The following is an 18,036-nucleotide window of genomic DNA, read 5'->3' as shown; positions in this document are numbered from 1 at the left end:
CAGACCGCGACGGTGGGCCAAACGCACCGTCAACTCGATACTGGGCATCGTTGATCTTACCGGAGTTGGGCGCACGATTTTGACCCAAACGAAAGCACAAGGCCCGAATTGCCGCTGGCAACCCGGGCCTTGTGCTGACTATGCCTGGTGTATCAGTTGATGATCTTGACGACCCGGCCGGCGCCGACGGTGCGGCCACCCTCGCGGATCGCGAATCGCAGACCGTCGTCCATGGCGACGGGCTGGATCAGCTTCACCGAGATGTTGGTGTTGTCACCGGGCATTACCATCTCGGTGCCCTCCGGCAGCGTCACCACACCGGTCACGTCGGTGGTGCGGAAGTAGAACTGCGGACGGTAGTTGTTGAAGAACGGCGTGTGCCGGCCGCCCTCGTCCTTGGACAGGATGTAGACGCTGCCCTCGAACTCGGTGTGCGGCGTGGTGGTGCCGGGCTTGACCACGACCTGACCGCGCTCGACGTCCTCACGCTTGATACCACGCAGCAGCAGCCCGACGTTGTCGCCGGCTTGGCCCTGGTCCAGCAGCTTGCGGAACATCTCCACACCGGTGACCGTGGTCTTGGTGCTAGTCGGACGGATGCCGACAATCTCGACTTCCTCGTTCACGTTGATGACGCCGCGCTCCACACGACCGGTCACCACGGTGCCACGGCCGGTGATCGTGAAGACGTCCTCAACAGGCATCAGGAACGGCTTGTCGGTCTCGCGGACGGGGTCCGGGATCGACTCGTCGACGGCGTCCATCAGCTCCTCGACGGACTTCACCCACTCGGCGTCGCCCTCCAGCGCCTTCAGCGCCGAGACGCGGATAACCGGGGCCTCCTCGTCGAACTCCTGGGCGGCCAGCAGCTCGCGGACCTCCAGCTCGACGAGCTCGAGCAGCTCCTCGTCGTCGACCATGTCGGCCTTGTTCAGCGCCACCAGGATGTAGGGCACGCCGACCTGGCGGGCCAGCAGCACGTGCTCCCGGGTCTGCGGCATCGGTCCGTCAGTCGCGGCTACCACCAGGATCGCGCCATCCATCTGGGCGGCGCCGGTGATCATGTTCTTGATGTAGTCGGCGTGACCCGGGGCGTCGACGTGGGCGTAGTGCCGCTTCTCGGTCTGGTACTCGACGTGCGAGATGTTGATCGTGATACCGCGCTGACGCTCCTCGGGCGCATTGTCGATCTGGTCGAATGCGCGCGACTCGTTCAGGTTGGGGTACTTGTCGTGCAAAACCTTGGTGATAGCCGCGGTCAGCGTGGTCTTGCCGTGGTCAACGTGACCAATGGTCCCGATGTTGACGTGCGGCTTCGTCCGCTCGAACTTCGCCTTCGCCACTTTTGTGTCCTCCTGGACTGTTGGTGCTTGTTAAAAAGCAGTGTTGATGTTTGTAGTTGTGCCGCGGTTTGTGACCGGGCCAGGTTACCCCTTGGCGGACTGACGACCACCGCTCGGATCCGACGAATTCATTGCTCGGCTCCTCACTCGTGAGCTGCGCTCACTCGCCGTCGCCTCGCGACTCACTCGCCCGTCGCCTTCGCGATGATCTCCTTCGACACGTTCGACGGAACTTCCGCGTACGAGTCGAACACCATGGAGTAGTTCGCCCGGCCTTGTGTCTTGGACCGCAGGTCGCCGACGTAGCCGAACATCTCCGACAGCGGCACGTGCGCCCGAACGACGCGCGCACCAGCCCGCTCCTCCATGGCCTGAATCTGGCCACGGCGAGAGTTCAGGTCGCCGATCACGTCACCCATGTAGTCCTCGGGTGTGGTCACTTCGACCGCCATAATCGGCTCGAGGATCACCGGCTGGGCTTGCTGCGCAGCCTTTTTCAGCACCTGTGAACCCGCGATCTTGAACGCCATTTCCGAGGAGTCCACCTCGTGGTAGGCGCCGTCAAGCAAGGTGACCTTCATGTTCACCAGCGGGTAGCCGGCCAGCACGCCGTACTGCATCGCGTCCTGGGCGCCGGCGTCCACCGACGGGATGTACTCCCGCGGGATGCGCCCACCGGTGACCTTGTTCTCGAACTCGTAGGTGGCACCGTCTTCGCCGGTGAACGGCTCGAGGTTGATGATGACCTTGGCGAACTGGCCCGAGCCACCCGTCTGCTTCTTGTGGGTGAACTCGACGTTGTTGGCCGCCCGCTTGATGGTCTCCTTGTAGGCCACCTGCGGCTTGCCGACGTTGGCCTCGACCTTGAACTCGCGGCGCATGCGGTCCACCAGAATGTCCAGGTGCAACTCGCCCATGCCGCCGATCACGGTCTGGCCGGTCTCCTGGTCCAGGTGCACCTTGAACGTCGGGTCTTCTTCGGCGAGCTTCTGGATCGACAGGCTCAGCTTCTCCTGGTCGCTCTTTGTCTTGGGCTCGATGGCGACCTCGATGACCGGGTCGGGGAAGGTCATCGACTCCAGCACGATCTGGTTGTTGGGGTCGCTCAAGGTGTCACCGGTGGTGGTGTCCTTGAGCCCGATCACCGCGTAGATGTGGCCCGCCGACGCGGTCTCCACCGGGTTCTCCTTGTTGGAGTGCATCTGGAACAGCTTGCCCAGCCGCTCCTTCTTACCCTTGGTGGCGTTGATGACCTGGCTGCCGGAGTCGACCTTGCCCGAGTACACCCGGACGTAGGTCAGCTTGCCGAAGAACGGGTGCGTGGCGACCTTGAACGCCAGCGCCGAGAACGGCTCGTCGGTCGACGGCTTGCGGACGCTCTCCTCGTCCTCCTTGCCTGGCGCGTGGCCGATGGCAGGCGGCACGTCCAGCGGCGAGGGCAGGTAGTCGATGACGGCGTCGAGCATCGGCTGCACGCCCTTGTTCTTGAACGCACTGCCGCACAGCACCGGGTAGGCCTCCGAGCTGATGGTCAGCTTGCGGATCGCGCCCTTGATCTCGGCGACCGTGAGCTCTTCGCCGCCGAGGTACTTCTCCAGCAACGCCTCGTCGGTCTCGGCGACGGCCTCGAGCAACTTGGTGCGGTACTCGTCGGCCTTGTCCTGCAGGTCGGCGGGGATGTCGACGACGTCGTACTTCTCACCCAGCTTGGCCTCGGCGCTCCACACCTTGGCCTTCATCTCGACCAGGTCGATGACGCCCTCGAAGTCACCTTCGGAGCCGACGGGCAGCTGAATCGGAATGACGTTGGCGCCGAGGCGCTCCTCCATGGTCTTCACCGAGAAATAGAAGTCGGCGCCGATCTTGTCCATCTTGTTGACGAAGCAGATGCGCGGAACGTCGTACTTGTCGGCCTGCCGCCAAACCTGCTCGGACTGCGGCTCGACACCCTCCTTGCCGTCGAAGACGGCCACGGCACCGTCGAGCACGCGCAGGCTGCGCTCCACCTCGACGGTGAAGTCGACGTGGCCCGGGGTGTCGATGATGTTGATCTGGTTGTCGTTCCAGAAGCAGGTGGTGGCGGCGGAGGTGATGGTGATCCCCCGCTCCTGCTCCTGCTCCATCCAGTCCATGGTGGCGGCACCGTCGTGCACCTCACCGATCTTGTAGCTGATGCCGGTGTAGTAGAGGATGCGCTCGGTCGTCGTGGTCTTGCCGGCGTCGATGTGCGCCATGATGCCGATATTGCGGACCTTGGTCAGGTCGGTCAGCACGTCCTTCTGTGCCACAGAAGTCTTCCCACTCTTTCGATTGCTTGGTTAGTTCGCTGTCGGTCTCGCGCCGCCCGGCCACCCTGCCAATTGGCGCCGTTTCCCGGCTCCTACCAGCGATAGTGCGCGAAGGCGCGGTTGGCCTCGGCCATCTTGTGGGTGTCCTCGCGCCGTTTGACGGAGGCCCCGAGACCATTGCTGGCGTCCAAAATCTCGTTCGCCAGGCGCTCGATCATGGTCTTCTCCCGACGCTGCCGCGAGAAGCTGACAAGCCAGCGCAGCGCCAGCGTGGTGGACCGGTCCGGACGCACCTCGACAGGCACCTGGTAGGTCGCACCACCCACGCGGCGGCTGCGCACCTCCAGGGCTGGTTTGACGTTGTCCAGCGCCCGCTTGAGGGTGATCACCGGATCGGTACCGGTCTTGTCGCGGGCCTGCTCGAGCGCACCATAGACAATGCGCTCGGCCAGCGATTTCTTCCCCTGCAGCAGAACTTTGTTGACCAGCTGGGTCACCAACTGCGACCCGTAGACCGGGTCATTGACCAACGGACGCTTGGGCGCGGGTCCCTTGCGCGGCATCAGCTCTTCTCCTTCTTGGCGCCGTAGCGGCTGCGGGCCTGCTTGCGGTTCTTGACGCCCTGGGTGTCCAGCGAACCGCGGATGATCTTGTACCGCACACCGGGCAGGTCCTTCACACGACCGCCGCGCACCAGCACCATCGAGTGCTCCTGCAGGTTGTGGCCCTCACCGGGGATGTAGGCGGTGACCTCGACCTGGCTCGTCAGCTTCACACGCGCTACCTTCCGAAGCGCCGAGTTCGGCTTCTTCGGGGTGGTGGTGTACACGCGAGTGCATACGCCACGACGCTGCGGGCTGCCCTTCAGGGCCGCGGTTTTGACCTTGGCGATCTTGTCGCGGCGACCCTTGCGGACCAGCTGCTGAATGGTTGGCATCTACCGGCTTTCTGTGTTCGAGGTCGTGCTAGCTGTCTTTAAGTCTGTGTACTGCAGTTATGCCCCGCCGCCTTACCCCGCGGCCGGGTGTGTCGCATGCGCTCGGCAGCGGAGGAATCCGTTGCGTCGGAGACATGCGAATTAGCCCGGCATCCGCTCCCTTACGTCAGGCGCCGTAAGCCGCCAGGCACGAGCCACCACAATACCCGGCCCTGGTCGGACAGGTCAAAGCGGCCGCTGGACGACGGCCACCGCGCGCGAGTCAGCCGGGCGGCCTGCGGTCACTGCGGCCCGGCGCCGTGCCCCGCGGTGCGCCGGTCCAGCCCCGCCGCCAGGCGCAACACCATGTCCGAGAACAGCGCATCGGTGTCGATGTCGTCCATCACGCCGGTCATCTCCAGCAGCACAAACCCGTGCAACGCCGACCAGAACTCCAGCGCCGCGTAAAAAGCCTCTTCGCCGTCCAGACCGTAGGAGGACAGCACGGCGATCACCGGCGCGGCCGCGCCCCGGGTGGCCGCGGTGTACTCCGGGTCGTCGCCGCCCAGGGGCATCCGGGTGAACGCCGAGTACCTCCCCGGGTGGTGATGGGCATAGCTGCGGTAGGCACCGGCCATCATCAGCACCGCGTCGTCACGGGCACGGCCCTCGCCCACCCGATTGAGCATCAGGATGATGTCGTCGATGACCCGGATCCGCACCGCGCGGCGCAGGTCCTCCAGGCTGTCGACGTGGTTGTACAGCGACGGGCCCTTGGTGCCCAGCTGCGTCGCCAGGGCATTGATGGTCAGGGAATCCCAGCCCTCCCGGTCCAGGAACGTGAGCGCTCCGTCGACGATGCCCTCACGACTCAGCTTGGCGGGGCGGGACGCAGACCTGCCCGCGCGCTGACGCCCGGCCGCCGGTGGTTCCGGCCGAGCTGCCATGGCGATCGCCCTTCGCTAGCGGGACCCGGATCAAAGTCAGCTAATGACTCTAGTTGACGCACCCGCGAACCTGCTCCGGCGACCGCCAGGTGGGGAGCGATCACCACTGGAGAGAAAACTCTGCCATCGAGCGCGGGTATGCACGTAATCTCTTTGCAGGCTCTGTTGAGCTGATCCACCCGTCGCGAGGGGGCCCGCAATGAACTGGACCGCAGTCACCGGCTCGCTGGCGGTCTGTGTCGTCGCCGTCGCTGGGGCCCCGGCACCGCAGGCTCACGCCAACAACGGCGACACGCACGTGATCGGGCAGGACACGGTCCAGGTGGTCGACTGCAACGACGCCACGCTGATCGTCAACGGCACGGGCAACAATGTCACCGCGCTGGGGAACTGCTACGCGGTGACGGTGATGGGTTCGGGGAACACCATCGTCGCCGACTCGGTCTCGCACGACATCACCGTTTACGGCTACGACGAGACGGTGTTCTACAAGAGCGGCTCACCGTTCCTCTGGGATCGCGGCCGCGAACTGGGTATGACGAATCGGCTGCAGCAGGTCGGCACCTAGAACGCGCACCTGCGCCGCCCGTCCCATCGAGAGGATCGAGAAACCTTGCACGCCAACATATTTGACCGCTGTCCCCGACTGACTGCGTTCGCGTTGGCCCCGGCCGTCGCCGCCGTAGCGCTGGCCGGCTGCAGTTCGACAGCCAACCCACCGGCAGGCAGCACAACAACAACAACAACAACCAGTGCCGCGGCCGCGCCGACCACGGGCAGCCCGAGCACCACCGCTTCGGTGGAGATCGGCAACATGCTGAACTACGGGTCGATGGGGACCACGACCACCCTCGATTGCGCCACCGGCAAGTCGCTCAACGTCGCAGGCTCGGACAACACCCTGACCGTCACCGGGAGCTGCGCGACGGTATCCATCGGCGGCACCGACAACAAGGTCACCGTCGACAAGGTCGAAACACGCATCACGGTGCTGGGCTTAAACAACACCATCACCTACAGGGACGGCGACCCGAAGGTGGACAACCTCGGCTCGGGCAACACCATCAGCAAGGGAAGCTGACCGCGGGTCGTTGGATCAGCCCGCGGCCGCACCGTGGCGGCCCGCGCCCGCGGCGAACCGTCCCGCCCCCTCGGTGGCCTCAGCGGCCACCTTGGCGATGCTCGCGAACTCGCGGTCGATCGCCTCGGATTCCGACAATCCCCACTGCTGCAGGGCCGACAGCCGATCCGAGCGCAGGCACTGCTGCGGCAGCGCGGCCAATTCGGCCGCCAACTCCTCGGCCGCCCGGCGGGCGTGGCCCTTCGGGACCACCCGATTGGCCAGTCCCATCGCCAGCGCTTCGTCGGCCCGGACACCGCGGCCGGTGAGGATCATGTCCATCGCCCGGCTCTGGCCGATCAACCGTGGCAGTCGCACCGTGCCCCCGTCGATCAGCGGCACGCCCCAGCGCCGGCAGAAGACACCGAATACGGCGTCCTCCTCGGCGACTCGCAGGTCGCACCAGATGGCCAGCTCCAGACCGCCGGCCACGGCGTAGCCGCTTACCGCCGCTATCACCGGTTTCGACAAGACCATGCGCGATGGCCCCATCGGGCCGGGACCATCCCGGTGCACCGCGTTGGCCTCCGGTGTGCCGAAAGCCTTCAAATCGGCTCCCGCGCAGAAGGTTCCGTTGTCGCCCCACAGCACGGCGACCGACGCGGAATCGTCGCGATCGAAGTCGTCGAACGCCTGGTAGAGGGCGGCCGCCGTCGGCCCGTTGACGGCGTTGCGCGCGCCGGGCCGGTCCAGGATCACCGTGGTCACCGGACCCTTGCGTTCTACCCGCACCGGCTCGTTCATGTCACCTCCATAAGTTGGGTCAGGTTGCGTCGGTGCGCGAGCTCAGTGGCGAAATCGTGGTAGGCGGCGCGCAACGGGGCACCGGGCCAATCGGTAGGCAACAGTTCAGCGGGCAGCATCGGGTCGGTGAGCAGGTGGCGCACCGTGGCCGCCGCCACCACGAAGCGAGCCGGAATGTCGCGGGCCCCGGCCATTTCATCAAGCAGCCGGTGTCCGGTGCCGGCCCACTCGGGCAGGTCCCACAGCCGACCCGCCAGCTCAGCGGGCGCATCATCGCGGGCGCTCAGTATTCGCACCCGCTTCCCCATGTCGGGCTCGAGCTCGAGCTCGAGATTGTCTGGCCGCATCCACACACCTTCGCGCAACTCACCGAACCGCTTGTGGTGCATGGTCGTTCGCAGCGCGGCGCGGGTGCTGGCATCGGTGCCCACGCTCGTGACGATGAGGACTTGCCAGGATCCACGCCAGTTCCGGGTGCGCGGGCGCATCGCGTCGTCCTGGCGGCGCTGGCGAGCCAGCAGCCGATCCGACAGCCGGTAACCGTCGTCGGAACGGATCAGGTCGCCGGCGCCGACCATGCGGGTCAGCGCGACGCGCAGCGCGGACTCCTTGATCCCGAAATCCGCTGTCAGCGTGATCAATTCGCTGGCACTGGCCCACGCCGGGTGGGCACCGAGGAGCACGCTGAGCACCACGGAACGCGCCGTCATCTTCCGCATGACTAGACCTCCGAGGCCCGCCTGCCATAGTCGCCGAATGGCTCGTCACGGTGCCGAACCGCCTCACGGAAGCCATGCTCGACCGAGTCGGCAACGAAAGCGTGTCCCTCGGGTGTATGGCGCGCGACGCCGTCGAACACCGTGCTGACCATCCTGCTGGTGGCCACACCCTGTTGCAGCAAAGCTGAATTCAGCGCGAGCTTGACCATGATCAACTGGTTGACCGGCACCGTCGCGATCCGCTGTACCAGTCGTTCGGTGCGCTCGTCGAGGTCTGCCGCGTCCGGCGCCTCGACTGCCAGGCCCCACTCGGCCGCCTGGGCGCCGGTGATCGAATCGCCGGTGAAAAGCAGGCGTTTGGCGCGCTGATCGCCGAGCCGGTGGGCCCACAACCCCGCCGCAGGCACGCCCCACACCCGGGTCGGCGGGTAGCCGATCTTGGCGTCCGCCGCGGCGATCACCTGGTCGGCATGCAGGGCGATGTCGGTACCGCCGGCCACGCAGTAGCCGTGAATCTTGACCACGGTTGGCTTGTCGGCGTGCATCAGGCTGGAGAAGCCGCGCACGAAGCGGCTCATCATCTGGTAGTCGATCATCGGGTCCCACGGCTGATCGGCCAAATGGTTGACCGCCTGGGTCTTTCCGTCCAGCACGGTGCCCGCGTACGGGCCGGTGCCGCCCGCCGAGCCGGTGCGGTCGGCATAGGCGGAAAGGTCGAAGCCGGCGCAAAAGCCTTCGCCGCGACCGGATACCAGAATGACGTGGACGTTCGGGTCAAGATCGGCACGCTCGACCAACGCCGAGAGCTCCAGCGGGGTGTCCGCGACGATCGCGTTGCCCTTTTCCGGCCGGTTGAACGTGATCCGCGCAACCCGGTCGGTGACCTCGTAAGTCATCGTTTTCAGGTTGTCGAAGTCGACCGGCCTGATCGCATGTGTCACGGGCGCCGCTCCTCCTCATTGCTACGCTCTGCATCGTCGACGGCGCGGGTCATCTTGTGGCTCAGCCCTTTACCAGCGACCGCTCCAGGATAGGGGCCAGATCCAGACCGGTCGGCATGGTGCCGAACGCACCACCCCATTGCCCGTCTAGACGCGTCGCCAGGAATGCCTCGGCAACGGCCGGGTGGCCGTGGCGCACCAGCAGCGAGCCCTGCAGAGCCAGGCAGATGTCCTCGGCGACCTTGCGGGCGCGGTACTGGATGGTGTCGAAGTCGCTCAGGTCGTGCCGGAGCCGTTCGACGTGGCTGCCCAGCCGTGGATCCTGGTGCGTGCCCTCTTCCAGCTCGGCGAACAGCACCTCGACGCATTCGGGCCGAGTCGCCATGGCGCGCAAGGTGTCCAGCGCGCTGACGTTGCCGGATCCTTCCCAGATACCCATCAGCGGCGCCTCGCGGTACAGGCGCGGCATGCCGGACTCTTCGACATAGCCGTTGCCGCCCAGGCATTCCAGCGCTTCGGCGGCATGCGGGGTGGAGCGCTTGCACACCCAGTACTTGCTGGCCGCCAAGCCGATGCGGCGCAGCAGGGCTTCCTTCTCATCCCCGCGCAACGCGGCGTCGGTGGCACCGGCCATCCGCATCGCGACGATCGTGGCGGCCTCGGCCTCGACGGCCAGGTCGGCGAGCACGTTGCGCATCAGCGGCTGATCAATCAGGTAGGCGCCGAACGCTTTCCGATGCTGGGCGTGGTGGATGGCACGGGTCAGCCCGGTACGCATGCTGGTGGCGCTGCCCAGGGTGCAGTCCAGGCGGGTCAGGTTGACCATCTCGATGATGGTCGGCACCCCGCGCCCCTCCTCGCCCACCAGCCAGGCCGTGGCGCCGTCGTATTCAACCTCGCTCGAGGCGTTGGCGTGGTTGCCGAGCTTGTCTTTGAGGCGCTGCAGCAACATCCGGTTGCGGGTGCCGTCGGGCAGGATGCGCGGCAGCATGAAGCACGACAATCCGCCGGGCGCCTGCGCGAGGACCAGGAAGATGTCGCACATCGGCGCCGAGGTGAACCATTTGTGGCCGATCAGGCTGTAGGTGCCGTCGCCGTTGGGGGTCGCCTGGGTGGTGCCGGCGCGCACGTCGGAGCCGCCCTGCTTCTCGGTCATCGACATACCCGCGGTGATGCCGGCCTTCGTGGTGGCCAGTTTGAGCTCCGGGTCGTACTCGCGACTGGTCAGCAACGGCTCGTAGACGGCCGCCAGCTCGGGGTTGTAGCGCAGCGCCGGGACGACGGCATATGTCATCGAGATCGGGCAGACGTGGCCCGGCTCGACGTTCCACGCCGATGTCTTCGCGGCCCGCACCACGTGTGCGCCCGGGCGGTCGTCGGCCCACGGCGCCGCGTGCATGCCGTGCGCGATCGCCGCGCGCATCAACTCGTGGTAAGCCGGGTCGTATTCGACCTCGTCGACCCGATGCCCGGTGCGGTCGTGCGTATGCAGGATGGGCTGATTGCGGTCGGCGAGCTCGCCCCAGCGCTGGGCTTCGCGACTGGCCGACAAAGCCCCCACCGCGTGCACCTCGTCCAGTCCCCACTGCCCGCCCTCGCGGACCAGGGCCTCGACGAGCATCGGTGAGGTGGCGGGGTTGTAGTTCTCCAGCGGCGGAACCTGGTTGGTGACGACATGCGTGTCTGACATGCCACCCATATTACAGTTTTCCGACAACTGCACAAGAAGTGTAATGCGCCGGTCTGGAGCTTAGGCGTTGGCGTTCTCGCGCAGGAACGCGATGTCGTCTTTACGGCCCTCGTCGGACGTTTCGCAGATCACCGGCGCGTCCGCGGCCTTGACCGCCGCGACCAGCAAGTCGGGATCGATCTGGCCGGTGCCGAGGTTGGCGTGCCGGTCCCGGCCCGAGCCCGCCTCGTCCTTGGAGTCGTTGCAGTGCACCAGATCGATCCGTCCGGTGATGGCCTTGATCCGATCGACGGCATCGACCAGCGCCTCGCCGGCAGCCCAGGTGTGGCAGGTGTCCAGGCAGAACCCAATTCCACTGTCGCCGATGACATCCCACAACCTGGCGATGGTGTCGAAGTGGCGGGCCATCGCATGGTCGCCGCCCGCCGTGTTTTCCAAAAACACCGGCACGGTGGATTCCAGCTGATCGAGCGCCTTGCGCCAGCGCTGGAAACCCTCGTCGAGGTCGTTGTCGTCGGTGACGTGGCCACCGTGCACGATGACTGCCGCGGCGCCGATGTCGGCGGCCGCATCGCAGGTTTGCTGCAGGATCTTGCGCGACGGGATCCGTACCTTGTTGTTCGCCGACGCGACATTGATCAGGTAGGGCGCATGCACGTAGATCGGCAGCGCGGCGGCCTTCAGCACGGCGGCGTCCTCACGGGGCTTGGGCGCCTTCCAACTCTGCGGGTTGCCGAGGAATATCTGTACAACGTCAGCGCCCTCGGCCTCCGCTGCGGCCAGCGGGTCTTGGGGACTGACGTGGGAACCGATCAGCACGTTCGCCAGTCTAGTGACGGGCCCGGACGGCAGGCATTCCGCTGGCCGCGCGGCACCACCGTCGAATCGCCTGAGCAGACACGAGCTGCAGGGCCTCGGCGCTAAAGCCGATTCCACGCCTCTGTGAGCACCCCGCGCAGAACCTGCTCGATCTGGTCGAACTCCTTTTGACCGCTGATCAGCGGGGGCGCCAGTTGCACGACCGGGTCGCCCCGGTCGTCGGCGCGACAATACAGACCCGCCTCCATCAGCGCCTCGGATACGAAGCCGCGCAGGATCCGTTCGCACTCCGGGACGGAAAAGGTCTCCTTTGTCGATTTGTCTTTGACCAACTCGATACCGTAGAAGAACCCCTCGCCGCGCACGTCACCGACGATCGGCAGATCGAGCAGCTTCTCCAGTGTGGCGCGAAAGGCGGGTGCGGACTCCTTGACATGGTCGTTGAGTCTTTCCCGCTCCATGATGTCCAAGTTGGCCAACGCCACCGCGCACGAAACCGGATGGCCCCCGAACGTGTAGCCATGCGTGAATGTCGTTTTGCCATCGTTGAATGGCTCAAAGAGCCTGCCACTGGCGATCATCGCGCCCAGCGGAGAATAACCTGAGGTCATGCCCTTGGCACAGGTGATGATGTCGGGCACGTAGCCAAATTCGTTGCACGCGAACGTCGATCCAAGACGACCGAACGCACAGATCACTTCATCAGAGACCAGCAGCACATCATATTCGTCGCAGACTTCGCGCACTCGATCGAAATAGCCTGGCGGCGGCGGAAAACAGCCGCCGGCGTTTTGTACCGGCTCCAGGAAGACCGCTGCCACCGAGTCGGGTCCCTCAAACTCGATCGCCTCAGCAATGCGATTCGCGGCCCATTGCCCGAACCCCTTGAGGTCATCTTGATACGGTGCGGGCGCACGGTAGAAGTTGGTGTTCGGGACACGCACGGACCCGGGGGTCACGGGTTCGAAAGGTGCCTTGAATGCCGGCACACCGGTAATGGCCAACGCGCCGTGTGTGGTGCCGTGATACGCAACGGATCGCGAAAGCACTTTGTATTTTCCGGGTTTACCGGTCACCTTGTAATACTGTTTGGCTAGCTTCCAAGCCGCTTCGACGGCCTCGCCACCACCGGTGGTGAAGAACACGCGATTGCCTTCTCCCGGAGCGTGATTGGAGAGTCGTTCGGCAAGCTCGACCGCGGATGGCGTCGCGTACGACCACAGTGGGAAGTAGGCAAGAGTCTGCGCTTGCGCCGCGGCCGCTGCAGCCAGTTCTTCGCGCCCGTGACCGACCTGCACAACGAACAATCCCGACAGGCCGTCGAGGTAGCTCCTACCCTGGTCGTCCCAGATTGTGACGCCATCGCCGCGGGTGATCACACGCGGGGTGATGCCCTGACCGTGCCGGGCGAAGTGTCCCCACAGTCGACTGTCGGCGGCGGCAGTGCGGTTCGTCATCGGGCCCCCCAGTTGTATTGCTGCTTAATGAGTTTCAAGTAGACGAATGTTTCGGTTGAATTGACGCCGGGCAGCGATCGAATCCTGTCGTTGAGCAAGTCGAGCAATTGCTCATCGTCTTTGCAAACGAGCTCGACAATGATGTCGAACGACCCTGCGGTCAGCACCACGTAATCGACTTCGGGCAACTCCGCAAGTCGTTCGGCAAGCTCACGGGTGTGGCCCGTGCAACGGATGCCAATCATGGCTTGACGGGCGCACCCGAGCTGCATGGGGTCGGTGACCGCAACGATCTGCATCACGCCGGCGTCGGTCAGCCGCTGAATACGCTGACGCACTGCGGCTTCGGACAACCCCACTGTCTTGCCAATTGCCGCATACGAACACCTGCCGTCCTTTTGCAGAACCTCGATGATCTGCCGAGAGACCTCGTCGAGCTGGAGAGGCGCATCTTGGTTGGAACGCGCACGTGCGCGAGGAGTTTGCGGCGCGGGGTCAGAAGTCGCAGCGCTGTGGGCCACAACCACATTTATACGGAATCAGTCGCCATAGTGCAATAGCACTACGGAAACCCGCACTCATGCCGCCGAATATGTACGTTATCAGTAGACTGAAGCGACCGGGGCCGCTATGTTGGCCCGATGACAACAACGGAATCGCTCGCCGGAAGTTGGATCAAGGGCGCCGCCGAGTTCACCCGCGGGCCAGCGCACGCAGTGGTCAATCCAGCCAACTTGGAAACGGTTGCGGAATTAACCCTCGCAACCCCCGCTGCCGTCGACCGAGCAGTGGCCTCCGCTCGCCAGGCACTGCCAGGATGGTCTACCGCGACACCCGCAGAACGCGGCGCCGTGTTGACCAAGCTCGCGGAATTAACCGAGCAGCATGCGCACGAACTGGTCGCGGACGAGGTGCGCCAAACCGGTAAGCCGGTTCGGTTGGCTGAACAGTTCGACATTCCGGGCAGTGTCGACAACATCGCGTTCTTCGCCGGCGCCGCTCGGCATCTGCAGGGACAAGCGACGGCCGAGTATTCGGCCGACCACACCTCGAGCATCCGGCGCGAAGCAGTCGGGGTAGTAGCCACCATCACGCCATGGAACTATCCGTTGCAGATGGCGGTCTGGAAGACCATGCCCGCCTTGGCCGCCGGATGCACGGTCGTCATCAAGCCCAGTGAGCTCACCCCGCTCACCACCCTGACCCTGGCACGGCTGGCGAGCGAAGCGGGTCTGCCCGACGGCGTCCTCAATGTCGTCACCGGCTATGGCGCCGATGTAGGGACGGCACTGGCCAGCCATTCCGGAGTGGACATGGTGACCTTTACCGGCTCAACGGCGGTGGGCCGCAACGTGATGGCCGCGGCCGCCGTCCACGGCAACCGCACCCAGCTCGAACTCGGCGGCAAGGCGCCATTCGTGGTGTTCGACGACGCTGACATCGATGCCGCGGTTCAAGGCGCAGTGGCGGGCGCGCTGATCAACTCGGGACAGGATTGCACCGCGGCGACGCGTGCAATCGTGGCGCGCAACCTGTATGAAGACTTCGTATCGGGAGTCGCAGAGGTGATGGCGAAGGTCGTGGTTGGCGATCCATCCGACGCGGAAACCGATATGGGCCCACTGATTTCAATCGCACATCGGGACAAGGTAGCGGGTATTGTCGCCAGAGCGCCCGGTGAAGGTGCCCGCGTGGTGGCCGGCGGCAAGGCGTTGGACTCGGTTGGCGCCTTTTACCTTCCGACGCTGCTTGCCGATGTCGACGAACGCTCAGAGGCCTATCGAACCGAGATCTTCGGACCGGTGCTAACCGTCCGGTCGCACGACGGCGAAGACGACGCACTACGTCAGGCCAACGACACCGACTACGGCCTTGCCGCCTCCGCATGGACGCGAGACATTTACCGTGCGCAGCGGGCTTCACGCGCAATCAAGGCTGGTTGCGTCTGGATCAACGACCACATCCCGATCGTCAGTGAGATGCCGCACGGCGGCGTCGGTGCGTCCGGATACGGCAAGGATATGTCCGACTATTCCTTCGAGGAATACCTGACTGTCAAACACGTGATGAGCGATATCACCGGAGTCGCCAAAAAGCCCTGGCATCGAACGATATTCACTCATACCTAGTAATACTGGACGACCCTTATCTTCCAGCCGAAAACCGACGCCGTCCGGCGTGCACACCGAAACTGGAGAAACTGCTCGATGCGAATTCTATTGATAGGCGCCGGCGGTGTGGGGGCGGCATTCTGTTCGGTTGCCTTGCGTCGCAACTTTTTCGACCATGTGGTGGTCTGCGATTACCAGCAAGCAAAAGCTCACCGAGTCACTGCGCTGACGGCAGATTCCAGGTTTACCTCGGATCACTTGGACGCCAGCTCTGCGGCCGCCGTAGCGGCCGCGGTTCGACATCACCGGATCACCCACGTGGTGAATGCGATTGACCCGCGCTTCGTGATGCCCATTTTCGCCGGAGCCCTGGCAGCCGGAGCGGACTATTTGGACATGGCCATGAGCTTGTCGCGCCGACATCCTGAACAACCCTACCGGCTAACAGGAGTGAAACTCGGGGACCAGCAGTTCGCTGCCGACGAGCAATGGCGCAATGCTGGTCGTCTTGCACTGGTGGGCATGGGAGTCGAACCGGGCCTTTCAGACGTGTTCGCCCGATATGCCGCCGATCACCTCTTCACCGACATCGACGAGCTTGGCACCCGCGACGGCGCAAACCTCACCGTGGATGGGCACGCCTTCGCTCCATCGTTTTCGATCTGGACCACCATCGAGGAGTGCCTCAATCCACCGGTCATCTGGGAGCGCGACCGCGGCTGGTTCGTCACCGAACCATTCAGTGGAGCAGAGGATTTCGACTTCCCCGAAGGCATCGGCACGGTGGAATGCGTCAACGTGGAGCACGAAGAAGTACTGCTGATGCCCCGATGGATCAAGGCCAAGCGCGTTACCTTCAAGTACGGTCTTGGCGCCGAATTCATAGGCGTGCTCAAAACATTGAACAACCTCGGGTTAGACCGTACCGATAAGATCACGATCGGCGAAGCCCAAATTAGCCCTCGCGACGTGGTTTCGGCCTGCCTACCCGATCCGGCCACCCTGGGGCCCAAGATGCGCGGCAAGACATGCGCAGGAGTGTGGATAACGGGAACCGGCAAAGACGGCAACCCACGATCAACCTACCTGTATCACGTCGTCGACAACCAGTGGTCGATGGCCGAGTACGGGCATCAATGCGTCGTATGGCAAACGGCGATCAATCCGGTTGTAGCACTTGAACTCTTAGCCACCGGCGCATGGCAAGGCTCAGGGGTGCTGGGCCCGGAAGCATTCGACTCCGTGCCCTTCCTGGAGCTGCTCAAAGCCTACGGATCACCGTGGGGCATACAAGAGCTACCCATACGGAATTGAACCTCGGATACCCCAGCTCGGCCGCGGGTGCTTGACGCCGGCGAGCCGGTTCACGGCAGAGGAGACTCAGTGAGCAGCGGCGACAGCACGAGTATCACCGTTCCGAGCAAAGGTCTGAAAAAAGGCGCGATGGGGCTGCTCGCTAGCATCGTCGTCGGCACCGCCTCCACCGCGCCCGCCTACAGCCTGGCGGCAACGTTGGGGCTGATCGTGGCACGCCGCGGCGAATTGCTCTGCGGTGTGAAAACGCCTGCCATCGTTGTGATCTCGTTCATCCCTATGTTCATGATCGCGGTCGCCTATCAAGAGCTCAACAACGCCGAACCTGACTGCGGCACCACGTTCACCTGGGCGTCACGCGTATTCGGACCGGTCACCGGTTGGCTCGGGGGGTGGAGCATAATCGCCTCCGACGTGATCGTGATGGCCAACCTGGCGCAAATCGCTGGCGCCTATTCGTTCACGTTTGTCGGCGACCTCGGCTGGCGGGCGGTGTCAGATCTGGCCCACAGCACGCTGTGGTCCACCGTCGCCGGCGTCGCGTGGATCGCGATAATGACCTACATCTGCTACCGCGGAATTGAGGTATCAGCCCGTCTGCAGTGTTTCATGTTGTCGATCGAACTCGTCGTGCTAGCCGCGCTTTCAATCGTGGCCCTTATCAAGGTGTACACCAACCATGCCACACCGGGCTCGCTGCGACCGTCGCTGTCCTGGTTTTGGGTCGACGGATTGAGCTTCAGCTCTGATATCGCCCCGGCGCTGCTCATTGCAATCTTCATCTACTGGGGTTTCGACACCGCCGTAGCGTGCAACGAGGAAACCGCTGATCCCAGTCGAACGCCGGGACGCGCGGCTGTACTGTCCACCTTGCTGCTGTTATCGACATATGCTTTGGTCACTGTGTCGAGCATTGCATTCGCCGGGGTAGGCACGGACGGCATCGGCCTGGGCAACGAACACAACTCTGCGGACGTGTTCGCCGCGATCGGCCCGACGTTGTTCGGTAACGGGATGTTCGGCAAGGTCGCGTTATTGCTGCTGTCTGCCTCGATCTTGACGTCGGCGTCGGCGTCGACGCAGACGACAATCCTGCCCACCGCACGGACAACGCTGTCGATGGCGGCGCGTAAGGCTCTCCCCGACGTGTTCGCCAAGATCCATCCTCGATTTCTTACCCCGACCGCGTCGACGATCGCGATGGGAACCGCATCGGCCCTGTTCTACGTGTTGTTCACGCTGATCAGCGAGAGTTTGCTCAGTGCGGTCATCGGTTCTGTCGGGTTGGTGATCGCGATCTATTACGGGCTCACCGGCTTTGCCTGCGTGCGCTATTACCGCAAAGTTCTGACCAGCTCATTACGCGACTTCGTGATGCGCGGCGTACTACCTTTGCTGGGCGGGGTGCTCTTAACCGTCGTCTTCGTCGTCGGCCTGGCCCAATACGCCAGGCCCGATTGGCTTGTCGAAGACGGCCACAACGTCACGATCTTCGGGATAGGCGCAGTGGCGGTCGTCGGCATCGGCTCAATAGTGCTCGGCGCGGTTTTGATGTGCATCTGGTGGGCGGTCTCCCCCGGCTTCTTCCGGGATCGAATGCGTGCCTCATGACGCTCATGACGCCCGC

16 protein-coding genes and 1 pseudogene are annotated in these 18,036 nt (G+C 64.3%); 5 read left to right on the top strand and 12 right to left on the bottom strand.

Annotated features, from left to right (window positions below; genetic code table 11):
• Positions 1-152 precede the first annotated feature (152 nt).
• The 5 genes from tuf to MSG_RS04275 all read right to left on the bottom strand — a co-directional run bounded on the left by tuf (position 153) and on the right by MSG_RS04275 (position 5,494).
• A complete protein-coding gene (gene tuf, locus MSG_RS04295; protein WP_096437398.1) occupies positions 153-1,343 on the bottom strand; it encodes an elongation factor Tu in 1,191 nt (396 codons plus the stop codon).
• A gap of 182 nt (positions 1,344-1,525) precedes the next feature.
• A complete protein-coding gene (fusA, locus tag MSG_RS04290; protein ID WP_096437396.1) occupies positions 1,526-3,631 on the bottom strand; it encodes an elongation factor G in 2,106 nt (701 codons plus the stop codon).
• 92 nt (positions 3,632-3,723) lie between these two features.
• Positions 3,724-4,194, bottom strand: coding sequence for a 30S ribosomal protein S7 (rpsG, locus tag MSG_RS04285; protein ID WP_044509806.1), 471 nt, complete (start codon positions 4,192-4,194; stop codon positions 3,724-3,726).
• Positions 4,194-4,568, bottom strand: a complete 375-nt coding sequence (rpsL, locus tag MSG_RS04280; RefSeq protein ID WP_007167812.1) for a 30S ribosomal protein S12 — start codon at positions 4,566-4,568, stop codon at positions 4,194-4,196. Before rpsL ends, rpsG begins: the two co-directional genes overlap by 1 nt.
• Before the next feature lie 281 nt (positions 4,569-4,849).
• Positions 4,850-5,494, bottom strand: a complete 645-nt coding sequence (locus MSG_RS04275; protein ID WP_096437393.1) for a TetR/AcrR family transcriptional regulator — start codon at positions 5,492-5,494, stop codon at positions 4,850-4,852.
• Between the two features lie 199 nt (positions 5,495-5,693).
• Here MSG_RS04275 and MSG_RS04270 point away from each other — a divergent pair, with 199 nt between their 5' ends.
• On the top strand, positions 5,694-6,062 hold the full coding sequence (locus tag MSG_RS04270) for a DUF3060 domain-containing protein (RefSeq protein WP_096437391.1): 369 nt from the start codon (positions 5,694-5,696) through the stop codon (positions 6,060-6,062).
• Between the two features lie 78 nt (positions 6,063-6,140).
• Complete coding sequence (locus tag MSG_RS04265) at positions 6,141-6,575, top strand: DUF3060 domain-containing protein (RefSeq protein WP_096444047.1); 435 nt, start codon at positions 6,141-6,143, stop codon at positions 6,573-6,575.
• Between the two features lie 15 nt (positions 6,576-6,590).
• Here MSG_RS04265 and MSG_RS04260 read toward each other — a convergent pair whose 3' ends face one another.
• From MSG_RS04260 to MSG_RS04230, 7 genes are all read right to left on the bottom strand, one after another.
• Complete coding sequence (locus MSG_RS04260; RefSeq protein WP_096437389.1) at positions 6,591-7,358, bottom strand: crotonase/enoyl-CoA hydratase family protein; 768 nt, start codon at positions 7,356-7,358, stop codon at positions 6,591-6,593.
• Complete coding sequence (locus MSG_RS04255; RefSeq protein WP_096437387.1) at positions 7,355-8,077, bottom strand: PaaX family transcriptional regulator C-terminal domain-containing protein; 723 nt, start codon at positions 8,075-8,077, stop codon at positions 7,355-7,357. Before MSG_RS04255 ends, MSG_RS04260 begins: the two co-directional genes overlap by 4 nt.
• Positions 8,078-8,079: 2 nt before the next feature.
• A complete protein-coding gene (locus tag MSG_RS04250) occupies positions 8,080-9,018 on the bottom strand; it encodes a crotonase/enoyl-CoA hydratase family protein (protein ID WP_096437385.1) in 939 nt (312 codons plus the stop codon).
• A gap of 61 nt (positions 9,019-9,079) precedes the next feature.
• Positions 9,080-10,708 (bottom strand): acyl-CoA dehydrogenase family protein, encoded by a 1,629-nt coding sequence (locus MSG_RS04245; RefSeq protein ID WP_096437383.1) that lies wholly within the window; start codon positions 10,706-10,708, stop codon positions 9,080-9,082.
• A gap of 60 nt (positions 10,709-10,768) precedes the next feature.
• Positions 10,769-11,527, bottom strand: a complete 759-nt coding sequence (locus MSG_RS04240) for a deoxyribonuclease IV (RefSeq protein WP_096437375.1) — start codon at positions 11,525-11,527, stop codon at positions 10,769-10,771.
• 101 nt (positions 11,528-11,628) lie between these two features.
• The gene (locus tag MSG_RS04235) at positions 11,629-12,984 is read right to left on the bottom strand and encodes an aspartate aminotransferase family protein (protein ID WP_096437373.1); all 1,356 of its coding nucleotides are present in this window, start codon (positions 12,982-12,984) and stop codon (positions 11,629-11,631) included.
• Positions 12,981-13,505, bottom strand: a complete 525-nt coding sequence (locus MSG_RS04230; RefSeq protein ID WP_096437371.1) for an Lrp/AsnC family transcriptional regulator — start codon at positions 13,503-13,505, stop codon at positions 12,981-12,983. Before MSG_RS04230 ends, MSG_RS04235 begins: the two co-directional genes overlap by 4 nt.
• Before the next feature lie 120 nt (positions 13,506-13,625).
• Here MSG_RS04230 and MSG_RS04225 point away from each other — a divergent pair, with 120 nt between their 5' ends.
• From MSG_RS04225 to MSG_RS04215, 3 genes and pseudogenes are all read left to right on the top strand, one after another.
• Positions 13,626-15,113 carry a gamma-aminobutyraldehyde dehydrogenase gene (locus tag MSG_RS04225; RefSeq protein WP_096437369.1) on the top strand — a complete coding sequence of 496 codons (1,488 nt, stop codon included), beginning with the start codon at positions 13,626-13,628 and terminating at the stop codon, positions 15,111-15,113.
• Positions 15,114-15,191: 78 nt separating this feature from the next.
• Positions 15,192-16,409 (top strand): saccharopine dehydrogenase family protein, encoded by a 1,218-nt coding sequence (locus tag MSG_RS04220; RefSeq protein WP_096437367.1) that lies wholly within the window; start codon positions 15,192-15,194, stop codon positions 16,407-16,409.
• 129 nt (positions 16,410-16,538) lie between these two features.
• Positions 16,539-17,999: pseudogene (locus tag MSG_RS04215) on the top strand (APC family permease); the annotation flags it as partial.
• Positions 18,000-18,036 lie beyond the last annotated feature (37 nt).

This window comes from Mycobacterium shigaense (assembly GCF_002356315.1).
Classification (GTDB): domain Bacteria; phylum Actinomycetota; class Actinomycetes; order Mycobacteriales; family Mycobacteriaceae; genus Mycobacterium; species Mycobacterium shigaense.
The sequence above is the reverse complement of the archived record's forward strand: the minus strand, read 5'-3'. Positions and strand labels throughout refer to the sequence as shown.